General features: G+C 41.0%; 20 protein-coding genes. 4 read left to right on the top strand and 16 right to left on the bottom strand.

Translation table 11 applies throughout. The features are described from left to right. Positions 1 to 41 precede the first annotated feature (41 nt). The 5 genes from pstA to ACM0OW_RS19185 all read right to left on the bottom strand — a co-directional run bounded on the left by pstA (position 42) and on the right by ACM0OW_RS19185 (position 3,695). Positions 42 to 890 carry a phosphate ABC transporter permease PstA gene (pstA, locus tag ACM0OW_RS19205; RefSeq protein ID WP_414551751.1) on the bottom strand — a complete coding sequence of 283 codons (849 nt, stop codon included), beginning with the start codon at positions 888 to 890 and terminating at the stop codon, positions 42 to 44. After that, the gene (gene pstC, locus ACM0OW_RS19200) at positions 887 to 1,741 is read right to left on the bottom strand and encodes a phosphate ABC transporter permease subunit PstC (protein WP_414551750.1); all 855 of its coding nucleotides are present in this window, start codon (positions 1,739 to 1,741) and stop codon (positions 887 to 889) included. Before pstC ends, pstA begins: the two co-directional genes overlap by 4 nt. Continuing rightward, positions 1,722 to 2,576 (bottom strand): phosphate ABC transporter substrate-binding protein, encoded by an 855-nt coding sequence (locus tag ACM0OW_RS19195; RefSeq protein ID WP_414551749.1) that lies wholly within the window; start codon positions 2,574 to 2,576, stop codon positions 1,722 to 1,724. Before ACM0OW_RS19195 ends, pstC begins: the two co-directional genes overlap by 20 nt. Before the next feature lie 19 nt (positions 2,577 to 2,595). Next, positions 2,596 to 2,904 (bottom strand): ArsR/SmtB family transcription factor, encoded by a 309-nt coding sequence (locus ACM0OW_RS19190; RefSeq protein ID WP_414551748.1) that lies wholly within the window; start codon positions 2,902 to 2,904, stop codon positions 2,596 to 2,598. Between the two features lie 164 nt (positions 2,905 to 3,068). Beyond that, entirely contained in the window at positions 3,069 to 3,695 is a 627-nt protein-coding gene (locus ACM0OW_RS19185; protein WP_414551747.1) for a cupin, read from the bottom strand. A 262-nt stretch (positions 3,696 to 3,957) separates the two neighbouring features. On the opposite strand from ACM0OW_RS19185, the gene ACM0OW_RS19180 reads away from it, so the two are divergent. Then, positions 3,958 to 4,329 (top strand): zinc ribbon domain-containing protein, encoded by a 372-nt coding sequence (locus ACM0OW_RS19180; RefSeq protein ID WP_414551746.1) that lies wholly within the window; start codon positions 3,958 to 3,960, stop codon positions 4,327 to 4,329. Here ACM0OW_RS19180 and nblS read toward each other — a convergent pair. Both nblS and purD read right to left on the bottom strand, forming a co-directional pair. Next, positions 4,318 to 6,288 carry a two-component system sensor histidine kinase NblS gene (gene nblS, locus ACM0OW_RS19175; protein WP_414551745.1) on the bottom strand — a complete coding sequence of 657 codons (1,971 nt, stop codon included), beginning with the start codon at positions 6,286 to 6,288 and terminating at the stop codon, positions 4,318 to 4,320. The two genes, ACM0OW_RS19180 and nblS, sit on opposite strands and share 12 nt — an antisense overlap. Positions 6,289 to 6,539: 251 nt before the next feature. Further along, entirely contained in the window at positions 6,540 to 7,817 is a 1,278-nt protein-coding gene (gene purD / locus ACM0OW_RS19170) for a phosphoribosylamine--glycine ligase (RefSeq protein ID WP_414551744.1), read from the bottom strand. Positions 7,818 to 8,165: 348 nt separating this feature from the next. Between purD and ACM0OW_RS19165 the strand changes: the two genes are divergently transcribed. After that, the gene (locus ACM0OW_RS19165; protein ID WP_414551743.1) at positions 8,166 to 9,128 is read left to right on the top strand and encodes an NAD-dependent epimerase/dehydratase family protein; all 963 of its coding nucleotides are present in this window, start codon (positions 8,166 to 8,168) and stop codon (positions 9,126 to 9,128) included. A 157-nt stretch (positions 9,129 to 9,285) separates the two neighbouring features. Here the strand turns inward: ACM0OW_RS19165 and ACM0OW_RS19160 are convergent, their stop codons facing one another. From ACM0OW_RS19160 to ACM0OW_RS19140, 5 genes are all read right to left on the bottom strand, one after another. Then, entirely contained in the window at positions 9,286 to 10,887 is a 1,602-nt protein-coding gene (locus tag ACM0OW_RS19160; protein ID WP_414551742.1) for a hypothetical protein, read from the bottom strand. A 49-nt stretch (positions 10,888 to 10,936) separates the two neighbouring features. Continuing rightward, on the bottom strand, positions 10,937 to 11,272 hold the full coding sequence (locus tag ACM0OW_RS19155) for an SMR family transporter (RefSeq protein ID WP_414551741.1): 336 nt from the start codon (positions 11,270 to 11,272) through the stop codon (positions 10,937 to 10,939). Between the two features lie 53 nt (positions 11,273 to 11,325). Beyond that, positions 11,326 to 11,895, bottom strand: a complete 570-nt coding sequence (locus ACM0OW_RS19150) for a YqeG family HAD IIIA-type phosphatase (RefSeq protein WP_414551740.1) — start codon at positions 11,893 to 11,895, stop codon at positions 11,326 to 11,328. Positions 11,896 to 11,916: 21 nt separating this feature from the next. Next, positions 11,917 to 12,903: a decaprenyl-phosphate phosphoribosyltransferase gene (locus ACM0OW_RS19145; RefSeq protein WP_414551739.1), complete on the bottom strand. Its 987-nt coding sequence runs from the start codon at positions 12,901 to 12,903 to the stop codon at positions 11,917 to 11,919. Between the two features lie 148 nt (positions 12,904 to 13,051). Next, complete coding sequence (locus tag ACM0OW_RS19140; RefSeq protein ID WP_414551738.1) at positions 13,052 to 16,912, bottom strand: DUF2157 domain-containing protein; 3,861 nt, start codon at positions 16,910 to 16,912, stop codon at positions 13,052 to 13,054. A 366-nt stretch (positions 16,913 to 17,278) separates the two neighbouring features. On the opposite strand from ACM0OW_RS19140, the gene ACM0OW_RS19135 reads away from it, so the two are divergent. Next, complete coding sequence (locus tag ACM0OW_RS19135; protein WP_414551737.1) at positions 17,279 to 17,713, top strand: hypothetical protein; 435 nt, start codon at positions 17,279 to 17,281, stop codon at positions 17,711 to 17,713. Between the two features lie 218 nt (positions 17,714 to 17,931). Here the strand turns inward: ACM0OW_RS19135 and ACM0OW_RS19130 are convergent, their stop codons facing one another. After that, the gene (locus ACM0OW_RS19130; RefSeq protein ID WP_414551736.1) at positions 17,932 to 19,380 is read right to left on the bottom strand and encodes an FAD-binding domain-containing protein; all 1,449 of its coding nucleotides are present in this window, start codon (positions 19,378 to 19,380) and stop codon (positions 17,932 to 17,934) included. A 185-nt stretch (positions 19,381 to 19,565) separates the two neighbouring features. On the opposite strand from ACM0OW_RS19130, the gene ACM0OW_RS19125 reads away from it, so the two are divergent. After that, positions 19,566 to 20,120, top strand: a complete 555-nt coding sequence (locus ACM0OW_RS19125; RefSeq protein ID WP_414551735.1) for an acireductone dioxygenase — start codon at positions 19,566 to 19,568, stop codon at positions 20,118 to 20,120. An 89-nt stretch (positions 20,121 to 20,209) separates the two neighbouring features. On the opposite strand, the gene ACM0OW_RS19120 is transcribed toward ACM0OW_RS19125, so the two are convergent. From ACM0OW_RS19120 to ACM0OW_RS19110, 3 genes are all read right to left on the bottom strand, one after another. Next, complete coding sequence (locus ACM0OW_RS19120) at positions 20,210 to 22,444, bottom strand: CHASE2 domain-containing protein (protein ID WP_414551734.1); 2,235 nt, start codon at positions 22,442 to 22,444, stop codon at positions 20,210 to 20,212. Then, positions 22,444 to 23,211, bottom strand: coding sequence for a DUF928 domain-containing protein (locus tag ACM0OW_RS19115; protein WP_414551733.1), 768 nt, complete (start codon positions 23,209 to 23,211; stop codon positions 22,444 to 22,446). The genes ACM0OW_RS19120 and ACM0OW_RS19115 overlap by 1 nt, the downstream gene beginning before the upstream one ends. 304 nt (positions 23,212 to 23,515) lie before the next feature. Further along, on the bottom strand, positions 23,516 to 24,031 hold the full coding sequence (locus ACM0OW_RS19110; RefSeq protein WP_414551732.1) for a L,D-transpeptidase: 516 nt from the start codon (positions 24,029 to 24,031) through the stop codon (positions 23,516 to 23,518). Between the last annotated feature and the right edge of the window lie 265 nt (positions 24,032 to 24,296).

Genomic DNA, 24,296 nt, shown 5'->3' with positions numbered 1-24,296 from the left:
GAGAGTTTGAGTGGTCACTGAGCTTGTCGAAGTGAGGTTTTTTATTTGGAAGTTCTGAAGCAAAACTGGGTTGTCCAAGTTGCTATACTATTCACCAGTAGTAATAAAATTAAGAGGACTAGGGCTGAGGCGTAGGCGTTAGCGTCTCCTCCAGCAATATTCATGGATAAATCGAAAATGTGAACGGATAGCGATCGCCCTGAATCTAGTAATGATTCTGGCATTCTATCTACATAACCACTGGTAAAAATTAGTGCCGCTGTTTCGGCGATCGCGCGTCCAATTCCCAAGACTAAGCCCACTATTAGACCCGGTGTGGCTGCTGGTAAAAGTAGTTTCCATAATGTGGTAGTCCGTGATAATCCCAAGGCTGCTGCCCCTAATCGATACTCTGCGGGAACCGCCTGCAATCCTGCTTCTGTGGAACGAATTAGTATAGGCAACACCATACAAGCTAATGTCAAACCACCGGATAAAATGGAAAAACCGAGTCCCAATTTTATCGAGAAAAAGGCATTACCAAACAAGCCAAACACAATCGATGGTACTCCGGCTAAGACATCTAAACTGCGACGAACTAAACGCCCAAAGGCATTTTCTGTACTTGTAAATTCGGCTAATAATATGGCTGTACCCACACCCAGGGGAAGAGAAACGGCCATACAAACTCCTAATATTAAACCAGTAGAAATCAGTATCGGGGCAATTCCTCCTTCACGCCCAGCATTTCGCGGTTCTGTTGTTAAGAATTCTACAGAAATTTGCCCGATACCATGCCAAATGATATCGCCTAAAATCCAGCAAAAAATGGTGGTGACAAACAGAGCGATGGGCAAAGCCCCGCCTCCGGCGAACGCCCACATAATTAGGGTAGGTAATGACAGTTTCATGTATAAATGTTCCTCCGGCTGACACCTTCGGCTATGACTACTAAGAAGGCGATCGCCATCATTAATAACAAGCCACTCACAAACAAGGCTGAACGGTGGTTCCCAGTAGCGTAAGCCATCTCTAAAGCGATATTAGCAGTGAGGGTGCGAACAGGGTCAAATAAGCTGGTGGGAGTCTGGACAACATTGCCACAAACCATTAAGACTGCCATCGTTTCCCCAATGGCGCGTCCTGTGCCTAAAATCAAACCAGTCAATAAACCGGATTTAGCCGCAGGTAAAACAATGCCTCGGATGGTTCCCCAATGAGAGATTCCCAAGGCGGCTGCACCTTGTAGATACTCTTGGGGAACTTTGGCAAAACTGGCTTCTGCGGTGAGTGCAATTGTTGGTAAAATCATGAATGTCAAAATAGCGATTCCTGCCAACAAACTGGTTCCGGGTGGTTGCAGTTTGCCAATCAGGGGGACAAGCACAACTAAACCCCAAAACCCGTACACAACAGAGGGAATTCCTGCCAGTAAATTAATTAATTGCCGATAAAATATAGCAATGAAAGGCGGTGCATAATACTGACAAAATATCGCCGAACTTATGCCTATAGGTGCAGCCAGAATTACCGCACCGAGTGTTACTAACAGACTTCCCCACAACATCGGCAGCAAATTATAAAATTCTTCCACTGGATGCCAAGATGGATCTGTGAAAAAACGTAACCATCCTATCTGTTGTATTACTGGTAATGCTTCGAGTAATAGAAATCCCGTAATCAAGATAACTATAATACCTGTGATTCCAGCAAATAAACGTAATATCCACAGGAGAACGATATCACTTTGAAATGGGGACAAATTCTTGTTTTTGAACAATATCATGGACTTGAGGCGACTGGGCAAACTCGATAAATGCTTGTTTTAAGCCTTGGGGCTGGTTTTTAGTAACCAAATTTAGGGGACGAGAAAGGGGAAATGTCTGATTTTGGACATTTTCAGTAGTAGCAGCGATTTTATTCAGTGGTAATAATTTGATAGGAATACCACTATTGAGGCTAAATTCAGCCGTACCAATTGATACATAACTAATAGCATTGGGATTCCCTGCTACTGTCTTAATACCTTGCTGATTATCGCCAATGACTACAGATGATTTAATATTGCTATTCTGGATTTGGAAGTAATTAAGAAACAATTCTAGAGTAGAACGTCCTTCAGCTTTATTGACAACTGTAATCGGGGCATTGTTGCCATTAACCTGTTGCCAATTGTCAATTTTACCAGTGTAAATGTCTAAAACTTGTTGATTTGACAGAGATTTTACTGAATTATCTTTGTGTAGAATAATGCCAATTCCATCACGCGCGATCGCAAAACTTTTTAAGTCTGTTTCTTCATCTTTGAGGCTACGAGATACCATAGCCACATCAGCAACTCCTGTCCGCACATCAGCGATACCGCGAGATGAACCTCCTGTTTGTACATCCACTCGCACATCAGGATGCTTTGACTCAAATCGTTTACCAATTTCTGCTGCTAATGGTGCTACTGTACTAGAACCTGTTAAAACCAACTTTCCTTGTAATTGATTTGTTGATTGGGTCGCTATTTGGGATGGTTGCGTACAAGATTTTAGCCCTAAGCAAATTGTGAAACCGACAGCGAGAAATGCTAGGTTTTTGAGTTGTTTCATTAAGAAAGGTTTCTAATTTCTATTCAAAGGAAAGGAGACAACAGCCTAAATCAATTACTTTACTAGTATTGACTTGTCGAACCGTTGGCACAAAATGATAAAGTACCGCCTTACCATCTCTTTTCGCCTCCACAAAACCTGCTGATCGCAAAATTTTTAAATGATGGGATAATAAACTCTGCTCTAGTTTTAAGAAAGTATTTATTTCCCCGACGTGTTTAGGGCTTTCCATGAGAATTTGGAGAACAGATAGACGAGTTTTATCTGCTAAAACTTTGAGTTGCTCGGCACAAAAGGATGGAGACGATAAATTTTTAGGCTTCATCATTCACCATGATTATGGTTTGAATTGCTATTGATATGAAAATATTTTCATATCATTTAGAATATACCACACTTTTTGATTATTTTCCCAAAGTATAGGATTCCTATATTTGATTCAAGACAGTTCAGTAGTCGTTCTAGAAGACGCTGAACTGTCTAACATCGACATCAAAAATTTTTCGCAGTCCCGGTAACAGGATCAAATTCAAAACGCTGTTGATAGTTGGTTTCACCATACAAATTAAAGCTAATTGTCGGTTCATCACCCAAGGCTTCAACATGGTGAATAGCATCAGGCATGAAGCCAATAATTTCGCCTGGATTTAAAATAATATCTCCGGCTTTTTCAATGCTACCGTTTTGATCAGTCCGTCTCCAAATAGTATTTTTTTCTTCTCCACTAATTAGTGCGACAACTCCCCAAGTAGCATGGTTGTGAATCGGTGAAACTTTTCCCGGTAGCCAGGCGACTGTTTGCACAGTCAAGGGAAAATCAGGCTCATCATATAGGGTGAGGACTGACCAGCCTGTTTCAGGATTTGGTTCAAGATATTCACCTTGCAACCATTCCGAACTGGTCAATAATCGCCGCACTAAGGGACAAATTGCTTGTAGTCGCAGGCGATAGCTGCGCTCGCCGGAGGCATCGCTCTGACATTTATGTAGAATATCTTCGAGATCCGTTAAAAACCGATAGAGTCGATATTGACTGGTTAATAATTCTAAATCATCTGGTGATTGTTCCCAAGTTTCGCACTTACCATCATCTGTGACTAACCAATCTTGACTTAACATATTTTTTAAAGATGACTACATCTACTAAACTGAACTTGTTTTATACCATTTCTCAATGAAGTTGCATTTACAGGTATTTTCAGGTAAATAGACCAGCGCAAGACCTTGCGTCCTGACGACTAGCGCACGTGATAAGATTGCACGACGCACTTGTTTTCTGGAATTACAATTTACCAAGAATGATTATCATATAATTTTAAGTAGTGTTGCAACTGGTGATAAATCGCTAGAATCAAAATGTTTACTTATTTGTGCTGAAGTTGTGGCTACTATATCTTGTCCCCATTGCCATCAACTCGTTGATAGTCAGGCGATTACTTGCCCCTATTGTCGTACAACTCTCAAAGCTTACGGTCATCCAGGAATTCCACTGCACCGTGCTACTGGGGAAGAGTATTTGTGTGACAGCTGCACATATCACGCCGATGATACTTGCAACTTTCCTAAACGCCCCTACGCTAAAGACTGTACTTTGTATGAAAATCTGGAAGCAAGCCAGTTAAGATTACAAGAGCAACGCGAAGCTAGCAGCTTTGATGCAACTGTGAAAAAGTGGACTAAACGCCACCAATCTTTGCTGCTGCTACTAGGTTTATTATTCATCTGCTTGCTCGTAGCTTTGTCAACTGGCTGATATTGTGATTGTTTCTGCCGTAGAGTCAACTGGGATATTTGGCTTTTCTTCAAATAGCGTTAAATCGAACCAAAAAGTAGTCCCAACTCCCACTTCACTCACCAGATGCATTTGACTACGATGCCGTTCCATGATGTTTCTCACAATGGATAAACCCAAGCCAGTACCTTCGAGGGTATGAACTCGGTTCTCTACACGGAAAAAACGGTCAAATATTGCTTGTTGGTCTTCTGAGGCAATGCCAATACCAGTATCGGAGATTTCCACCCGCACATAAGCCTGCTGATTGTGTGAGTCCGGTTTGGTATCTAATTGGTAGGCGCGAATTGCCACTTGACCACCGGACTCAGAGAATTTGAGAGAATTCCCCACCAAATTAGCTAATACTTGCAACAATAAATCATAATTACCTAAAACTAAAGGTAAATCCAGAGGGACTTCCTGAATTAGTTCAATACCTTTGTCCCTAGCATTAAGTTGGTAAGTACGCAAAGTTTGGTCGATGGCTTGTGCTAAATCCACCCCACCAAAGTTGTAGCTGCGTCCAGATTCGAGTTTGGACAAATCTAAAACATCGTTAACTAAACGGGTCAATCTATCGGTTTCATTATTAACAGTTTGGAGAAAATCCTGTCGTTGTTCTACACTCAGGTCTTCACCATACTCATGTAAAGTTTCAATAAAGGATTTGATATTAAATAGCGGTGTGCGTAGTTCGTGAGAAACGTTACTGATAAATTGGCTTTTGGCCTCATTCAGTTCTACCTCGCGAGTAATATCTTGCACAGTGATGGCAATACCTTTAATGCTCTCCCGTTGGAGATTGAGTACAGTAGTCAAAAGAATGCGGACAGTACGCTTGGTGGGTTCGTTCAAATGAATGCGGAACTCAGCACTCTCACATTCGCCTGCGGCCATTTCATACAAAGGACGGGTAATTTCCATCTGTACGGCTGGGGGCAAATGATGTAAAACGTTACTACCTTCAACTTCTATCCCTTCCCAGCCAAAAATTCGTCGCGCTGTGGGGTTAACTAAAATCACCTGCATACTGTTATCAATTAATACAGCGCCATCGGCGATTGTGGAAACCAGCGTTTCCAATTTGGCTTTTTCTGCCGTTAATTCTTCAATATTTTGCTCTTCATAGCGCTCTAGACGCTCTGCCATTTCATTAAAGCTGAGAATTACCTCTCCCAGTTCGCCACCTAGAGGTAAGTCAATGCGCTGCTTAAAATTACCCGCAGCAATTTGTTTTACCCCTACTAAAAGTTCTTTAATCGGCTTGGTAATGGTCAAAGCGTTAATTACTCCTGCCAAAATCACCATTACCCAAATCGTGATAAAAACAGCAATGGTGACATCACGGGTAAAATTAGTCGAAATAACTGCGGTTTGATTAGGGTTGATGCCAATGGCCAATACACCCTGGTATTCTTGATCGACAATTAGGGGGATAAATACATCTGTGACTACCCCATCTGGAGTTGTATGTTGCCGCACCATCGGCTTTTCCAGGTCATTGGTGTAATCTTCTGGCAGTTGTATTCTTCTTTCAATGCTCAGGGAGTTTTCCACCTCTGGTTGCCAAAAAGGAAGGCCGAAAAATATCTTGCCAGTTTGATCAGCGTAAAGCATATAACGCACACTAGATGTGGTGCTGTAGAAGCGTTGGGAAAATTGGGCAACTTCTGTGAGATTATGATCAGCTATGAGGGGCGCAACGTTGGCAGCAAGCAGTAGTCCTAGGTCACGACCAAAGCGGGTGTCATTCATTCGAGCATCTTGCTGAATTGTATTCACAGCCCAGAAGGTTAGACCACTCATGACCAATGACACCACCAAGGTGGCGACGGCCAAAAGTTTGGTCTGGAGGGTAAATTCAGACCACCAGTTAGCGAGTGTCTTGGACACGCCGTTGGCGAACGCTTCTCGGATTGTTTTTAAGGGAGCCAGCATTTTAAACAAAGTTGTTAGTAGTTTCGGTTATTCAACCCAACAACTAAAAAATTAACAGTTAATTTGATAAATATGTTAATTGAAAGATGAAGGTACGGATGAGATGACAACTTGCAAGGGTAGATTGTACTTAATTGCGGCAGATAAGGTCAATGATCTTCTACTACACCTTCATCATACTGTGGTCTTCGTGGTGAGGTGAGATGCGCCACGCCTTAGACATCGCGTAGCGCGCAAACCAGAAATAATTTCTATTTCAGGACTCGATGACCGATATCTTTACGGTAATACATCCCCTCAAATTCCAGGGACTTAATCCCAGTGTATGCTTGAGCGATCGCCTCCTGAAAATCTTTGCCGATAGCAGTCACATTTAACACACGTCCCCCGTCTGTGACTATTTGTTGTTGCTGGTTTAATTTTGTCCCTGCGTGAAATACAGTTACTCCTGCTGCCTCCGCCTCTTTAATCCCAGTAATCACTTGGCCTTTGTGGTATTCCCCCGGATAACCACCGGAAGCGGCTACCACAGTGGCAGATACGCCCTGTTTCCAGGCTATGGGGGGCATTTCGCCTAAACGCTGCTGTACACAGGCCAAAATCAATTCTTCGAGGGGTGTGTCTAACAGTGGCAAAATCACCTGAGTTTCCGGATCACCGAAGCGACAGTTAAATTCTAAAACCTTCAAATCGCCATCGGGGGCAATCATTAATCCAGCATACAGTACGCCTCGGTAGTCGATGCCTCTGGATCTTAAACAGGCGATCGCTCTTTCCAAAACTTCTGTTTGAACGCGTCCCATTAACTCTGGTGTGGCTAGAGGTGCGGGGGCATAAGCTCCCATTCCACCTGTGTTTTCTCCTGTATCGCCCTCCCCAATCCGCTTATGATCTTGAGCAGGTAGCAACGGGCGAATAGTTAACCCATCAGTCAAGGCTAAAACTGATACCTCTTGACCAATCAAACATTCTTCAATAACTACATAATTTCCCGCACTCCCAAACTGTCCTTGAAAAATAGCATCAATGGCACTTTCCGCCTGTTCTAAAGTTCCGGCCACGATGACACCCTTACCTGCGGCTAAACCATCGGCTTTGACAACGATGGGTATTCCCTGTGTTTTTACATAGGATTTAGCTGCAACTGCTTCAGTAAATACCACAGCATTAGCTGTAGGAATTCCCGCCGCCTCCATTAAAGCCTTTGCCCAAGCCTTACTTGCTTCAATTTGCGCTCCTGCTTTCCCAGGCCCAAACACCATTAATCCTTGACTTTGGAGGTAGTCTGTGATTCCCATTGCCAGGGGTACTTCTGGCCCTACTACCACCAAGGAAATCCCATTTTCCAGAGCATATCGGCTCATCCCCTCAAAATCATCTACAGCCAAAGTCAAATTCTGGCAACCTTGCAGGCTAGCCGTACCCCCGTTCCCTGGCACACAGACAACTTGCTCAACTTGCGGAGATTGCAACAGTTTCCAAGCTAGAGCGTGTTCGCGCCCCCCATTACCGACAACTAAAACTTTCACTTATTTCCTCGTGCGTCCCTTGTGAAACGAGAACACCCTAGCGGGGAACTCGTGGATCAATTTTTTCATCAATTATTGTGCTTATGCAAGTCCCTAATCAAATTTTGTGCTAATCACATTAGAGGTTATACTTATTTTATTCGTATATTTAAGGAGTAATTCTATTTTTTTAGAACAATAAAGTTATAAGTATTTAGAAAATATCAACACAGGTCTTCAGTATTTATCAGGGATTTTTCAACGTTAAAACAATTAACTGCAAAGAACTTCCTAATTCATGACATTTGATAATTTTAAGTATTAACCTGTGAATATTGAAAATAAACACATATCAATAGAATAGAATACATGGCTAAAAATATTGTTACTGGAGCAGCAGGATTTATTGGTTCTCACCTTGTGGACGCATTACTGCAACAAGGAAAAGAGGTAATTGGAATTGATCAGTTTAATGATTACTATGATCCGATATTAAAACACAAAAATATTGCACATTTACAAGATTCACCTAATTTTACTTTAATTAAAGGCGATATTCAGTCTTTAGATTGGCCGGCGCTGCTTAAAGATGTTGATGTGGTTTACCATCAAGCAGCACAAGCAGGAGTAAGAGCCAGTTGGGGTGAAGGTTTCCGGAATTATACAGAACGAAATATTAGTGCAACCCAAATTTTGTTAGAAGCGGCGAAGGATGCTCAAAATCTGAAAAAATTAGTATTTGCCTCTACATCAAGTGTATATGGCGATGCCGAAACATTACCTACCAACGAGAAAATTCCGCCACAACCTGTTTCCCCTTATGGGATTACCAAACTAGCGGCTGAACGTTTGTGTAGACTATATCACAAAAACTTTGGTGTACCCATTGTGGCACTACGCTATTTTACCGTTTATGGACCCAGACAGCGCCCAGATATGGCATTTCATAAGTTTTTTAAAGCTATATTGCAAGATGAAGCAATTCCCATTTATGGAGATGGACAGCAAACGCGAGATTTTACCTTTGTCAGTGATGCCATAGCTGCTAATTTAGCTGCCGCCACTGTACCAGAAGGCACAGGTGAAATATTCAATATTGGTGGTGGTAGCAGGGTAGTTTTAGCAGAGGTTTTGGATACTATGGCAGAAATAGTAGGCAAACCCATTAAAAAGAATTACATCGAAAAAGCGATGGGAGACGCGCGTCATACTGCGGCTGATGTCTCGAAAGCGCGGCAAATTTTAGGATATCAGCCCCAAGTTTCCTTGAGGGAGGGTTTAACGCAAGAATGGCAATGGGTTCAGGCTTTGTACAGTGCTGAGTGCTGTTAGCGGCGGGTTTAAGCAGTCAGTCTGTGGTTCGTCAAAATCCTTAGTAAACCCGCCCGTACAGGACTAAGGAGTTCTGAGTGCTAAGTGGGAAAAGTGGTAAGTTTCTTTTCCCTCTGCTCCCTGCTCCCTGCCCCCTGCCCCCTGCTATGCCTCTGTTTCAAAGGGTGTTGTTGCTGAGGGTAGAGGCTGCTTCAATAATTTGCTTCATTACCCACAAATTATTTGTTCCCATCAAAACAATTAAAGCTACTAAACCAGCTTTGTAATACCTATTTTTAATTAATGAAAGGTTGGTGACAATTGCTAGAACTAAAAAAGTAAAGTGACAGGTATAGAGAAACATTTCATGTACACCAAATACCGAATGAAGTGCGATATTAAATAGAATGCATAGGAAAAGTCCGTAGAACATAGGCCTGTTCTGATGAATCATTTGTATGTTCTTGAATAGGCCTGAAATAAAAATAGACAGCCAAAGAACAATCCCTGCTAATCCCACGAGGTTGTAATTCAGAGGACGCTTAAAAAAGCCGATAATTGGTCTGCGAGTGAGAATTTCTTCCGCCGGTGGCAAAGGTGAGGCTGAGACAAAATTGACAATGAAAAAATGTTGCCCCAATTCATGGAGCGTAGTTAAAGGTTGATTAATAATGTTAATCGCTGTATATTTTAGCTCTGTTACAACTGTTGAAGGTACGAAAAATAGAGCGGCGTTGGTAAAAATTTTGTATTGAATCAGACTTAATAAAAAAGATATTAGGAATACAACACCAATATATTCTGCAACGATGGCAACTCTATCTTTTCGGCGAAGCAAAATAACGACTACCGAAAAGCAAATGATGCTTTGGGCAAAATTGGTAATCGTGATCCCAAATGTAAATAACCCTGTTAAAACCCAATATTCAGTGTATAGTTTTTTGTCTCGTAAACAAATAAAGAATAATATATGGGTGGCAATAATGCTAGCAGCAGCAAAGGCATAGGTTTCTGGTATCATTCCAAAAGCTAACTGGCTCATACTGAAGCCAAATACGAGCGTTAAAAGTGTCGCATCCAAAAATTTTCCCAGCACCAAGCGAAAGAAAATAAAGGCTAAGAAAACCGCTAGACTGGCAAAAAAGGCATTGAGAAGGATAACGGTTACGACTTTAGATGAGATTAATTGATGTAGACCTGAGCCTATAAAATCTACAAACAGCAGAATTAAAGGATGAGATCCTTTGTGATTACTGTTCCACTCCATAGATGTCCAACCGTTTATCTGCTCACCAATATCTGATCCAAAGTAGTCAAATATTTTGAAATAGGGCGATATTTGTAGACCCAGTATCACATAAATGACAAAAAAAGTTAACGGGATACAGATTGTGGTAACTATTAACTTCCAATCTCGATCTGGAAGCATATTTTTTTTTATTCCTACTATGAACTGGTGAGAAATGTTGGCATAATTAAAATTATTTCTAATTTGCCTAAGATATTTCACAGATGATATAGCACCTATTAAACAAAAAGAGCCTAACAGGTTAAAGGCAATAAAAAATTTAATATACCTGAGAATATAAAAGTCTAGGGAATTTTCTGTGCGACCTGAGAGGGGTTTGATAATAAAGAATGATTCACCTGAATATAATCTTGAAATAATGGGATTTACAACTAACAAAGAGACAAGTAAATTAAATATTACTAAGGTTAGAGTAGCTAAAAGAATCTTATTTCTCTGACTTAGCGATGTAACAGATTGTTGTAGTTGCATAATAAATTAAATACTGATTGATTGGAAGACTCAGACGACAAAAAATTTACTAACTTTTTGCTAAAGCGATCGCCCAAATACCACTTAACACTAAACCCACCCCTATCCATTGAGAAATTAATACTTTTTCACGCAAAATTATAGACCCAGCAATCATTGTGGCAAGAATTGTTAAACCTATCACCATTGGATAGGCAACAGATAAATTCAATTTCCCTAAAACTAATATATAAAATATAGTACTCAATCCATAACTACAAATACCTCCTAATAAATAAATATTTAAGGGATTTTGACCTGCTCCTAATTTCAACAGAGTTTGTGCTAGTGTGTTTAACCCCACTGTAATTAAAATTAGTAAACTAAAGATAATTGGGTTGGTCATAACGTCAATTTTTTACCTGCATTTCTGATGTTTTGCTTACTCATAAAAATTATTTACTGAAAATTTTTATAATTAATATTATCATGGAATTCCCAAAGTTCTGCTTTCTCTAAATAAGGCATTTGAATCCATTTACCTGCAATTTTTTCCCACCATCGTGGCGGATGGGGTAAGCTAGCAACTTGGATGGAAGGACAACCACAAAGCCATGCTCCAACAATATCGGTATGCAAACTATCACCAATAACTACTACATATTTGGGTGATAGTCGCATTGAGTATATGGCTTGGCGAAAAGCAGAGGGGAAGGGTTTCTTAGCCGGACTAATTGCGGGAATATTCAGTCGATGCGACCAGAATTTAACGCGATATTGACGTTTCCCATTTGAGAGCATAAACAACTTTAATCCGGCTAACTTTGCCTCGGTAATCCAATCTTCTGCGCCAGGTGAGATGTAGCGATCATCTTCGGAAATAATAGTGTTATCTAAATCTAGAATAATTCCTTTAACACCACACTTCTGAATTTGCTCAATATCTATCTGGGCTAGTTTATGGCTGCGTTGTGGAAGTTTGTTGCTTCCTTTTTGCCACTTCCGCCAAAAAAATGTCAATTTTTTCATCTGCAAGCTTCTGAAGATGCCTTACTCTATAAGACCTTGATGTTTGAACCAGAGAATGACAAAGCAAGTGATCACCCAACTCAAGACTGTAAACAGAATAGGCAAGTCTTTTAATAAAACTTCTTCTGGTCGTTCACTACGTCCACCTACTTCTGAAAGACTATCACCCTGACCGGAAATTTCTTGGGGATCACTCAGGAGTTGATAGCGAAAAACACCATACAAAACAAAAGGTAAAGTCAGTAACATCCAAGAGGTAGATGCTCCATTCAGGGCAGGGCCAGAACTCCAAAGTGCATAGGTAACAATCGTACCAGTTGTGACTACATTTTCCATGCGATTCAGCAACGGTAGAGAGTAACGCTTGAGAACAGAACGAGTTTTGCCACCTTTAATTTGCGCTAACCGCAATTCTGCTTTGCGCTTTTCAATTCCCAAAAACAGTGCCAGCATTGCTGTACACAGTAAAAACCAAGTTGATAAGACAATACCAGTAGCAGCTGCACCAGCATAGGCTCGCAGTACAAATCCGGTAGCGATCGCACCTACGTCCAGAATTACTGTCCGTTTTAGTCGCAGATTATATGCAACTTGCAAAATTGCATAAGCAGTGATTGTTGCTCCTAATTGGGGCGATCGCCACCATGCGATCATTAAAGAACTACTTAGCAGCACCAATGCCATGCCTATGGCTACTGGAATACTGACTAAACCAGCCGCAATTGGTCGCTTACACTTGACCGGGTGCTGACGATCAGCCTCTACATCTGCGAGGTCATTAATTAAGTAAAAACTACTAGATGTGTAACAAAATAAGACTAATGCTAATACACTACCCAGTAATGACTCAAAATTGATACTAAAAGCAAATAAGGGTGCTGCAAATACCACGAGGTTTTTAGTCCATTGTCGTGGACGCAAAGCATTAATGTGGTGAAGCAACTTCTTAGAACTCTTTGCTATAGCAAGCAGCAATTTTTCAATAGAGGAAATAGGCCGAGAGTTCATATAAGGTTTGTCTCTCTGTGGTAGATAAATGCAGTCAATGCATATCTGGGACAAGTAAAAATACTGTTGCCAGTAGCATAATAATATTACTACCACAATAAAATTCTCTAGTAACAGTTTAAAAAAACTTCACCGAATCTTTACGTAACTATTGCCATTGTTTCAGTTCATCACTGATATTGCGAAGTAATATATTGATCTGAGTACGGCGAGTTTCAAAGTTAGCAGCGATGGAAATCAGTACGATACCTACTAGCAAACCCACAATCCATTTTAAAAAGGGGTAGCTGAAGCTGAAAATCACTAACTGATAGAAACTGGTAATCAAAAACGTCGCTGTACCAAGATAAAGAAATGCCCTGGTTCGCAAGGCTAATCCGGCAAAGATAGCTACAAGGCTGAAACCCCCAGGAATTAAAGGTGTATTTTGATTAAATAAAACTGCCCATCCACAAATCAAACCACTACCTAACAATCGTAAAATGTGGCGAGCCGTTTTATACGCTGGTAGTTTAAGTTGAGTATCTACTTGAGCAACATACAATATTGACAATCCCATTGGTGTTACATACCACAAAGGATCATTCAAAAGTAAGCTACCAAACCAGCGAAATAATCCCCAATCAATTATGGCTACACTGATATATGTAAAACGAATGTTGTTACCCATTTTGGACAGGAAGATATAAAACCCAGCTGCTATGAGTAAGGCAATGAGGGAAACTTGCAGGTTGGTTTCCCATATAATTATTAGGGGTAGGATGTATGCGGCTTGTTGCCAAGGTCTTTTTGACCAACCCCAACTTTCCCAGGGTAAGATATAGAGAAAATAGGCAATTACGCAAGCGATCGCACCGTTCCAAGGCACTAAGGGACCACCGAACCATTGTCCCACTGCTGTTTCCCGCCAATAAATTCGCATAGCGGCTACCTGTAAGAATCCGAGGTAAACCCACAATTCTCCTGTAGTGATCATGCCAAAAATGCGGGGGATAGCAGGGGTTCCCTTACCCTGAAATATGGCATATCTAATTAAAAATACGCCAGTACCTAATCCCACCAAACGGTTAATATCAATAGGTAGGAGAATAGCCGCCATTAATAAGGCACTACTCCAAAACCAGTGCAGATGGGAGATACCTTTAATTTCTGCGGGAGTCAGACGTAAATAGCCGACAATCCAGGGGGTGAGGATACGATAAGCATACATGATGCTCGTCCCTAGGGCAGACATCGCAATTAAGCCATCACCTAATGCGCCTCCCGTGGTTTGAGACATTTGATAAAACAGCAGTTCATAAGCAGAAATAGATACGCCAATGATGCCTAAATACAACAGAGGTTTGAAAACTTGATTGCGTCGCCCCACACCAATGAGAATTAAAGCTACACCCAAGGAAAATAAACCAGTCCAAGCGGTGAAGGTGTCTAAACGCAGCAATACACTAAATCCGCCATAGATTAAGGGCAAAATGTGCAAGCTGCTGGGGATTCTCTCTAATTGGTGTTTGCGTCGCCACCATTCTCCTAAAAGTTGGGCGATTAAACCCAAAGCGATGTTAGCAACTGCAATCCTGATTAATGAATGTTCTCCAAAAGCCAGGATTTCAGCAATTAACAATTCTGCACACCAACCAATGCCATAAAATCCCCAATTTGTGGGAGACTGCCAACTACGATAAATAATTGCGCCTAATGTGATGGTGGTGGCGGTTAAAAATAATGTTCCTGGGGTAAATAGCCCTAAATATACTAAACCTGAGTGTAGGGTCATCGTAAATAATTCGATGCCACATAATATACTCGCCCAGCCGTCACAGGCGACTGCATATATAGTTGCTAATTCGTTACCCCTGCGGTTGAGGGCGGTTCTGGCTAACCATAAACTGAGAATTGCGATCGCCCCGACAATAAACCACCCAGGTATACTAAGTTCAGGTATACTCGCCCACAGCAACGCCCCGGTTAAACTCAAGCCAAAACCAACTGTAATTACAGCCGTGGCTTTATCTCTCAAATACCAAGTATTGGCAAACATTACCGCCGTAGCTACACCCAGACTAATTAATCTGGTTCCAGGCAGTGCTAAAGTTAATAGTTGACTTATACTGATAGCGAGAATACTTAATAAAGTATTTGCTGTGCGCCGTTGTCCAGTGGTGCGACTAGCTAAAGCTGTGAGACTAATAGGGGTAATTAGCCATAACCATCCCCAAGGATATCGGTTAAGAATTAAGTTATAGCCAGTTTCGAGATTATTTACCCACAAAAGGCTAAAACTGACTATTGCTAGTCCTATGCCGATGTACCATGCACTCTGTTGCCATAAGCCTTCGCCCAAACTAAATACCCATTCTGCTACCATCAAAGCGAGTAAAATAGTTACCCAGATGTGTATAGCTAGATTTGGTAATAGCCAATGAATACTGGAACATAAAGTCAGCACCCCCATGATGTGAGTCAGATATACCAAGGGAAGGGGGACAGAAGAACGGCGTTTGGTGACGACGGCGAGAGTGATGGTAGAAAAGAGGAAATTGAGCGATCGCACTGTGGGATTTACAGTCCCAATGGTGGTTAAAAAAGTACCAAATAACAGCGTCAGCAATTCACCAAATTTAGCTAATTCCCGCTTTTGGGGGCGATTTAGCTTTTCGGTAATTACCACCATAAAGATTAAATAAGGGAATAAAGCGACACTCAATAACGCCCAAGGTTCATTGACAGCGTTAGTAAGTTGAATGCCAATGGCGATCGCACTTTGTTGGATATCTAAAGGTACTAACCGCCAACCTAGCCAAACTGCTTGTAAACCAATGGTAAAAAATATTGCTAAGTCAATCGGTAAGGAATATCTTCCTAAGCGATGACCGACATACCACAAAGCCAATCCACTCACGGCTATGGCTTGTGCTGGTTGATCGAATACTGTTATTAGCCAGCCCAAGAATAAGAAAGCGCCTCCCAATCTTTGCCAAACAGATGCAGAATCTCGGTTTTGTGCTAACCAAGTTGCTAACCAGCCGCAAATCCCAATGGCTAACCCTAACTGAGTGATATCTACTCCATTGACAAAAATAGCTCGAATTAATAGAACAACTAAGGCATAAATAATTACAGATGCGAATAAGCTGATACCTAAATTATTCGGTGCAGCATTGGAATTTTCGGAAGTAGTAGGGGGCTGCGGTGGATAACGATGGTGATAAATAGTAATGATAGTTGTACCCACCATTGCCACGTAAATAGCAATTACCGGAAAGTTGGGAATTTGCCAACCCCAATGCAAATAAATTAACCCCAGAATATTAATTAAAGGTAATTTCCCTGTGGGTAGGTTGCTAAAAACAGCGCGATTTTTGCAGAGTACAGCTGTAATAAAGGTCAGAGTAGGACAGGCGATCGCCACTGTCAACCAGTCCAAAGGATTTTGCCATAACTTAAAGCTATCCATTGCCCAAAAGTTCACCGGGATTAATAATAAGGTGACAATCAGCAACGTCTGCGCTGTTAACCTGAGATTATCTTGTCTCCCAGCCCAAAAGCTAAATCCCCAGAAACTTAAGGTATAAAGGAATAAAACACCATACTGTCCAGAAGCCGGAAACCTCTCCCACTGACTAGCAGCGAGTACGCCAGAGGAAACCACAACTAAAAATAAACCTAAAAATAATAGCCAACGCACACTCAATTCTGCCCCCAGGGACTGCAACATTGAGGTGAGGAAGTTAGGTTCTGGTGGTGGTTTGGGTGTTTGTCTGCGGCTACTAGCTAAGGCTGCTACAGGTAAAGGTTTTACAGGGTCAGAAGCCTTGACAATTACTCTTTCTGGTTGAGTGGCGGGAACTAATACTAATGTACAGACTAGAAACTGTCGGCACAGGTGCATAACTTGGATATCAGAGATTAAACCCAAGCGCAACCATATATCCAATCCTTCTAGTAATTGCGGGTGGGAGGATGATACCCTCAGTTGGATTTTTAAGAGGTCGTCAGGTGGAGATGGCATAAGCCGTAATCGTATCGGTAGATACTTATATCATTATTCTTTAATGGTGAATTTAGGCGATCGCTATGCCAGTTATTTTTTCTGACCTTTTATCAAAAATCTCCTTTCAAAATTATCAATTTTCTGTTATACAGAATTAGAACTATAAAGTTTTATTAATTAGAGTCATATAAATAATTTTCGGGTGCGAGGAGAAACAGACCGTGATGCACTATCGAGTTCGTGCTATTTTTCTCGTGAGTATTGTTTGTGCTGTCACCTTATGGGGTACAGTAGTGGACTGACAAGGCTAAAATAGTGCATTAGTTTGGAGGTAAAAAAACGCCGATAAACGCAGATAAACGCCGATGATATGGACTTTGGCTAATGCCTCATTTTAAGCTTGTCACGCCAGTAGGGCGATCTGCTTGCAGCAGCGCTTCGCTATCGCAAACAGTCGAAGCTGAAGAAACTGGAATTGAAAAAGTTAAACCTTTAACCAGTGGGGATGCTCAAGTTGCAATGACGACTATAGAGCCGAATATCCCTGTTGATGAGCTACGTTTATTAGTCAAACCCCTGACTCTGGAAGAACTTCAGAATGAAACCGCAGCATGGCTGTTATTACTCAAAGAAAAGGTGAGAAAAATTAGCCATGCGGAAATTGCCATCAAGCGCCAAAATCAGACCATTAAAAAACAGCAAGAGGCGACTTATGCCTTAGAACAAGCCAAGCAAGCCCTCACAGCAGCTAAAGAATACCAATTTCGCTCTCATCTAAACCTCAAACCCTTACCAGTCTTGGAAGGATTGAAACTCTAGCACTCTCATATTTACATCAGTTTTCATGTATTTGAACCACACGGTAGGGGCGCAAGGCCTTGCGCCCCTACCGTGTGGTCTATTTACCTGAAAATGAAAATACCTGTAATTGGCTTACCATTCAGCACTTTGCTATAAATGGGTTTTGGAATGTATGCCGACAACTATTTTGTTAATCTCACCAGAAAATTGATTGTGGCATAGTTCCAAAACCTGAGTCAAGATTCAGAACTAACGAGAATTCTTTGCTCTTGATACATCCGTTTAAATAAAGCTTGCTGCACCTTATGGTCTACAATTGGTGAAGGATAGTCAATACCGTGAAGCTCCAAAGGTGGAATTTTTCCAGTAACTAAATACTCTGTATCTACAGAACTTAATTCTGATACCCATTGGCGAATATATTCCCCTTCCCCATCAAACTTTTGGGCTTGACTAGCAGGGTTGAAAATCCTTAACGGCTTCGGGTCCATACCACTAGAAGCACTCCATTGCCAACCGCCATTATTAGCAGACAAATCACCGTCAATTAGTTTCTGCATAAAATATTTTTCTCCCCACTGGGGATTAATAATTAAATCTTTAGTTAAAAAACTCGCCACAATCATTCGACAACGGTTGTGCATCCAACCCATTTCATTTAACTGGCGCATAGCCGCATCCACAATGGGATAACCAGTTTTACCCTCACACCAAGCCTGAAAATATTCCTCGTTATTTTGCCAAGGAAAATCTTTAAAAGTGTCACGGTAAGCACCCTCAGCCAACTCTGGAAAATTATACATAGCGTGTTGATAAAACTCCCGCCAGGCTAATTCCTGTTGCCATGTGCGGATACTAGCTTCTGCTTCTTCGCTGCGGCTAAATTCTCGCGCCTCTAAAGTCGCTGACCACACCTTGCGAATACCAATTACACCAAACTTTAAAGCCGCACTCAATCTTGATGTACCATCAACACCAGGAAAATTACGCTGTTCTTGATATTCAGTAATAGCACTAGTAGTAAATTCCTCTAATCGTTCTTGTGCTGCGGCTTCTCCTGGTGCAATACTTAAATCTCCATCCCAGATAAATCCTAAATCTCTAGCTGTGGGTAAGGGAATAACTCCCGCTTGTTTAGCAATTTCTTGTTCAGCCTCTGTTAAACCTACAACATTTTGCAGTGTTTCTACTGGTTTCGCCTTGGGTTTGCTACTCCAATTTTTCCAGAAAGGACTGTAAACAGTGTAAGGACTTTTCGCACCTGTACGAATTTCATCGGGTGAGTGGAGAATTTGATCCCAATTTTCCAGCAGAAATTCAATGCCCTTTGATTTTAGGATATCAATTATTGTGCGATCGCGTGTTTGAGAATAGGGTTCTACATCCCAGTTCCAAAATACAGCCTTAGCATTTAACCCTTCCGCTAAAGCTGGTATAACTTGTATAGGATTGCCATGCAGGATTAACAATTGGCTACCAACTTCGGCATATCGCTGTTGTAGTGCTTGTAAACAGCCAATCATGTATGTAACTCTCGCCGGGGCGACATCATCCCGTGACAGAATTTGAGTATCTAGGCAAAATACACCCACAACTTTTGCACTCTGTTCTCTAGCCGCAGCTAGTCCTGTATTATCAGAAATACGTAAATCACGACGATGCCAAAACAAAATTAAGTCAGACATTCCACACCCATAATAGTTCGCTTGTACTAGCTTAGACTCTTATGGTATTTTTGCACATCATTCTAATGACAATCGCTGGACTACACAGGGTAGAATATATCAAAGCGTAATCTCCGGTATATCTATCGGGATTGTGGCTTACAGAGTTAAAGTTAAATATAGTTTTTTTATTTAGTATTTTTGTCATGCCCACCTTATTACTAGACGACGGCACAATCAAGAGCGATTTCCATGAAATACTCAGAGAAATTGCGCCTCTTGGTATCTGTTTAAAACATTATGACCCAGGAACATCTCTGCTTTTTCCCCAACTTCTAGAACAGGATATTTTAAATGATGCCGAGAAACAGCAGATAATAGAGTTACATAATAGTGTTTTTGAATTTATTCAGCAAGAAAATGGCTATATGTGGGCTGATTTGCTAAATATACATCCAGGTTCACCGAATTTTCAGAATATTATAGCTACTTACAACCGCTACCATCATCATACTGCACCTGAAGCTCTCTACATATTGGCAGGAGAAATGATTTTTGGTTTTGTCAAACCTGATGGTCAGCAGATACAGTTATTAATTCAATCACAAAACTATATTCATATTCCCGCAGGTGTTGAACATTGGTGTAGTCCTACAGCTTTGTTACATTTAAAAGCGGTGCGCTATTTTACAACCGCAGAAGGATGGGTTCCTCATTATACAGAAACTCAATTGAGTGATTCTCTGAATCAGCCACAATAAAACAGTTTTAAAACTTTTTGGCATATCCAGATCCCCGACTTCTTTGAGAAGTCGGGGATCTATATCGTCAAGGTTTTATGTTTAATGTACTATTTTAGGCTTGTCAGTCCAGGACATAAATTATTTAACACTGAAACTATTTCAGGAGGAATAGCTGTAAACCGAATTAAAAAATAATGCTCGTCAGCATCTAATTTTTTAATGACCTTACCATAAAAATGCCCTAAATCTGTAGCTGATTCTGACTTAATCAATAACTTGAGTTTAAGATTACTAAAAAGTTCTAAAGAATCAGGCGATCGCAATTGTGCTTCTTTTGGTGAGAGACTTACTAATGAACCCTGTAATAAGGTTCCTAGATCGTGTTTTCCTTGCAAAATGGTGTATTCAATAGGCAATTCTTGACTTAATTTAATCATTGCCTCATTATCTTTAGGCAAAAACAGGTTGTATTTACCGCCAATACCACGAATATCATATATGGTAACAGGGTCTTTGATTCCCTTGGGTTCTATTTGCAGTTCTCCGACAATTTCCAGGTCAATATCGGCATCTTTGCAGGTATTTTCAGAAATCAAAATCTGTCCTCCCACAGTATAAGTCTCAATGCGGGCTGCTAAATTCACATGACTGCCAATAATTGTGTATTGAGCGCGTTTTTGAGAACCTATATTTCCCGCAACCACTTCACCTGTATTAATCCCAATTCCCATTTCCAGGATTGGTAAATCCATTTGTTGATTTTTAGCATTTACTTGCTGCATCGCTAATTGCATTGCTACCGCACAAGCGATCGCTCTTTGAGAATCATCTGCACGACGAATGGGCGCACCAAACATTACCAAAATGCCATCGCCCATAAACTCGTTAATTGTGCCTTGATACTGGTTAATTACATCGGTCATTGCGCCCAAATACAGATTGAGAATTTTCACGACTTGCTCAGGGGGAAACTGTTCTGCAATCGCGGAAAATCCTCTTAAATCAGACATGAGTGTGGTGACTTTTCGCCGTTCTCCGCCTAGCTTTAACCCAGAAGGAGTTTCCAGAATATTAGCCACGACTTCATCTGTGAGATAGCGCCCCAGGGTTCTTCGCATCTCGGTAACACTTTGGGCAATATACTGAGTTAGGGCGATCGCAGACCCACCTAACGCTAACAGTAAAGGTACAATAGGAATCCACCACCCAGCCAAAAACGCCAAAAAGCTGCCACCAAGTAAACCAGCACCCACTAAAGAAATACTCACAACAATCACAATTTTTTGGTGATTAGTGTGACGTTCTAACCAAGCTAAAGTAGCACCAAGAATTGAACAGCCTAATATTAATAGCCATTCGATTGGTTCAGGTAAATACTTAATCAATGGACGACCATCTAAAGCCGCACTCAAAATTTGACTAATCAAATTAGCATGAATTGTCACACCCGCCATGCGTTCGGGATGAGTCAATATATTACTACTATAAGGCGTATAAAATAAATCTTTCAAACTTTCTGCACTTGCACCAATTAATACTATTTTGTCTTGCATTAACTGACTGGGGATGCGGTCTGCTTGCACATCTGTGAGGGAAATATTGGTAAACTGCTGTATCCCACCTCGATAGTTTAACAGAACTTGATAGCTGCCAGCATCGGCTCGGACATAACCCCCATCGTTAGCTTCAAAAATCGGGAAAATACCTTTACCTAACTGTAAATAATTAGGGTTATTAGCGGCTGGCTTTTCGGTAATTCCTTCTGCTTCCAAGTAAAATAATGCTAGTTCTAATGCAAAGCTTCTTAAAGTTTGATCATCGTCTAAATTGACATATAACAATGCCCGGCGAATTTTGCCATCACCATCTAAAGGTAAGTCATTAGCTCCAATTTGCTCAAGTTCCTTGAGTAAAGGAGATGGATCAACGGCAGAACTATCAAAAGTATCAGAAACCTTTTGCACTCCAATTAAATTGGGTGTAGAAGCAAATACTTCAAGTAAGTCTTGATGACCAGGATTTACAGGTAAATCACGATAGATATCTAAACCAATGGCTTTGGGTTGCTGTTGTTTAATTTTCTCTAACACAATGGCTAGAGATTTATCAGACATAGGCCATTGTTTTTGTTGACGAACATCTGCTTCATTAATTTCAACTATGACAATCCGAGAATCTACAGGCTCTGGTGGACGCAGGAGAAAGAATTGATCCAGGGCTGCTAATTCCAACAATTGTAATAATCCAGTCAAGCGCAGTGCAATTACTAAGAGTGTAATATGAGGAACTGCAATTATTACACCTCGCCATTGCCAAATTTTGGGTTTCAGCTTTGCCCACATTATTTTGCTAATGTATCCTCAGCAACACAGCAATCAAGGAAGGGTTCTGAGGCGATCGCATTTAGCCCCACCGAGTTAAAGAATTTTCGCCAATTCAATCTGACGTTGAAACTATTCGGTTCTGCACGGCGTAGTTCCACCAAACTTGTTAAAGCCTCATGCCAAATTCCTGCTTCTGCATAGATAGTAGGCAAAGTCCGCAGATTTGCTGTTTTTAACGCTGCGGATAGGGGTAATTCTGGCTGAATACGTTCCACAAAACCATTTACCCCCGGATTGCCGCTAAAGTCATTAGCATTACACACAATGTTTAAAGACCAGTTATAAGTTTTACCTACTTCCAGTGCATCAACACTTTCCGGGAGGGTCAAGCTAATAATTCCTGGTTGATTTGGTAGTTTCAAAGTAGTTTCATAAACGACTTTTTGAGAGTTATCAGTTAAGAGTAGAAACCTGGCTGTTTTTACTGGAGTTTTAGGTATAAACCAGAAAAATGTCGGGTGTGTTGCCAATGTTAGCCCCAATTTATCTGGAGGTGTTAAAGAAATTAATTTTTGGTTATTCGTGAGACAAGTAATACCACGGGTTGAACCACCAGCACTTGCGGGAGGCGCACCTCGTTTTGGTGGTTTAAATGTTTGGCTAATTTGCCAAGTTTCTTTTGTCTGCTCAGACTGATATGGTGTCTGTGCTGAAGCAACAGGAGCATGAAAATATAAGGGCAAGGAAAAGGCTACAAAGTATAGAGATATTTGCTTCCAGTTCATATTGATATAAAATACTTAGGTTTTAGCTTAGACAAGTAAGATTGCCCGCTAAATTTTTTTCCAAAACTAGCTTTAGATTTTGCAGTAGGGGCAGGTTGAGCAATATACCCGTGAAGAACGAATAATATTGGTGATAGCTTGCATAGCGTAGCCATACTTGCCTCTACTGGTTGGATTTTAGATATTTATTCAGTATTATCACTAACTATATCACTTTTTTAACTGAATAGGCATCTGGTAGAAAATAATTATACATTGCCAGAAATTTTCCCTAGGGGCAATTCATTAATTGCCCCTACACCTTTTATCTCCGGACTACGACTAAAGTCCCAACTGAAGCCCAGTTATATAGTTTTCGAGCTTGGGACACTGGTAAATTGGTACAACCACGACTCATTGGAGTCCCAAAGTTGTTGTGCCAGTAAGCACCGTGAATGGCATAGCCTCGGTGGTAATACATCGCATAAGGAACATCAGGAATATCATAGCCCCTGCCTCGCATTCGGTTAACGCGATGCTTAGAGTTAATTCGATAACTACCTGTAGGAGTGGGGGTAGAGCGTTTACCTGTAGAAACTCGGTATGAATATATGAGTTTTTTACCTTCCCAGGCGCGTAGGCGTTGTTCAGATAAGCTAATTTCAATCCGGCGAGGTTTGGAGTTTCGTTGCGCTATGGTGAAACTATTGTTAGGTGGTGCGGCGTTGACTATAGCAGAGTTGGAGTCACCTGTGGTTGGTGGTGGACAGGAAACCAAAGTCGCGATCGCTAATACTACACCTGTGCAGAAAGTTCCTGTTGAACGTATCCACCTTTGCATATTGCATTACCTTATATATTTGGTTTGCTGGTTTCGGCAAAAATGAGCTGTTGCTATCGTGATTAGTCGTGTTGATCGAAAATACAAATCATCAGGTGTTGATCTTTGGGAAATTCCCCAACACTTCCAGATCAGTCACCGTAGATTTATTGTGGCGATGTAACTTAAACTACAAATTTTTCGGTCAGGATTTACGCAAAATCTCTTTGAGATAAACAAAATGATTTACCTCTACTATTTTTTATTTCGGGCTTAGTTAGATTGA

Origin of the sequence: Anabaena sp. CCY 0017, from assembly GCF_963920885.1 — a bacterium.
Classification (GTDB): Bacteria; Cyanobacteriota; Cyanobacteriia; order Cyanobacteriales; family Nostocaceae; genus Nodularia.
This window is presented reverse-complemented; position numbering and strand designations above follow the sequence as displayed.

Bases quoted from the DNA above. Each gene is read 5' to 3' on its own strand.
- pstA (WP_414551751.1), bottom strand. From the start codon at position 890: ATGAAACTGTCATTACCTACCCTAATTATGTGGGCGTTCGCCGGAGGC.
- ACM0OW_RS19195 (WP_414551749.1), bottom strand. From the start codon at position 2,576: ATGAAACAACTCAAAAACCTAGCATTTCTCGCTGTCGGTTTCACAATT.
- ACM0OW_RS19190 (WP_414551748.1), bottom strand. From the start codon at position 2,904: ATGATGAAGCCTAAAAATTTATCGTCTCCATCCTTTTGTGCCGAGCAA.
- ACM0OW_RS19185 (WP_414551747.1), bottom strand. From the start codon at position 3,695: ATGTTAAGTCAAGATTGGTTAGTCACAGATGATGGTAAGTGCGAAACT.
- nblS (WP_414551745.1), bottom strand. From the start codon at position 6,288: ATGCTGGCTCCCTTAAAAACAATCCGAGAAGCGTTCGCCAACGGCGTG.
- ACM0OW_RS19165 (WP_414551743.1), top strand. From the start codon at position 8,166: ATGGCTAAAAATATTGTTACTGGAGCAGCAGGATTTATTGGTTCTCAC.
- ACM0OW_RS19160 (WP_414551742.1), bottom strand. From the start codon at position 10,887: ATGCAACTACAACAATCTGTTACATCGCTAAGTCAGAGAAATAAGATT.
- ACM0OW_RS19155 (WP_414551741.1), bottom strand. From the start codon at position 11,272: ATGACCAACCCAATTATCTTTAGTTTACTAATTTTAATTACAGTGGGG.
- ACM0OW_RS19150 (WP_414551740.1), bottom strand. From the start codon at position 11,895: ATGAAAAAATTGACATTTTTTTGGCGGAAGTGGCAAAAAGGAAGCAAC.
- ACM0OW_RS19145 (WP_414551739.1), bottom strand. From the start codon at position 12,903: ATGAACTCTCGGCCTATTTCCTCTATTGAAAAATTGCTGCTTGCTATA.
- ACM0OW_RS19140 (WP_414551738.1), bottom strand. From the start codon at position 16,912: ATGCCATCTCCACCTGACGACCTCTTAAAAATCCAACTGAGGGTATCA.
- ACM0OW_RS19135 (WP_414551737.1), top strand. From the start codon at position 17,279: ATGCCTCATTTTAAGCTTGTCACGCCAGTAGGGCGATCTGCTTGCAGC.
- ACM0OW_RS19130 (WP_414551736.1), bottom strand. From the start codon at position 19,380: ATGTCTGACTTAATTTTGTTTTGGCATCGTCGTGATTTACGTATTTCT.
- ACM0OW_RS19125 (WP_414551735.1), top strand. From the start codon at position 19,566: ATGCCCACCTTATTACTAGACGACGGCACAATCAAGAGCGATTTCCAT.
- ACM0OW_RS19120 (WP_414551734.1), bottom strand. From the start codon at position 22,444: ATGTGGGCAAAGCTGAAACCCAAAATTTGGCAATGGCGAGGTGTAATA.
- ACM0OW_RS19115 (WP_414551733.1), bottom strand. From the start codon at position 23,211: ATGAACTGGAAGCAAATATCTCTATACTTTGTAGCCTTTTCCTTGCCC.
- ACM0OW_RS19110 (WP_414551732.1), bottom strand. From the start codon at position 24,031: ATGCAAAGGTGGATACGTTCAACAGGAACTTTCTGCACAGGTGTAGTA.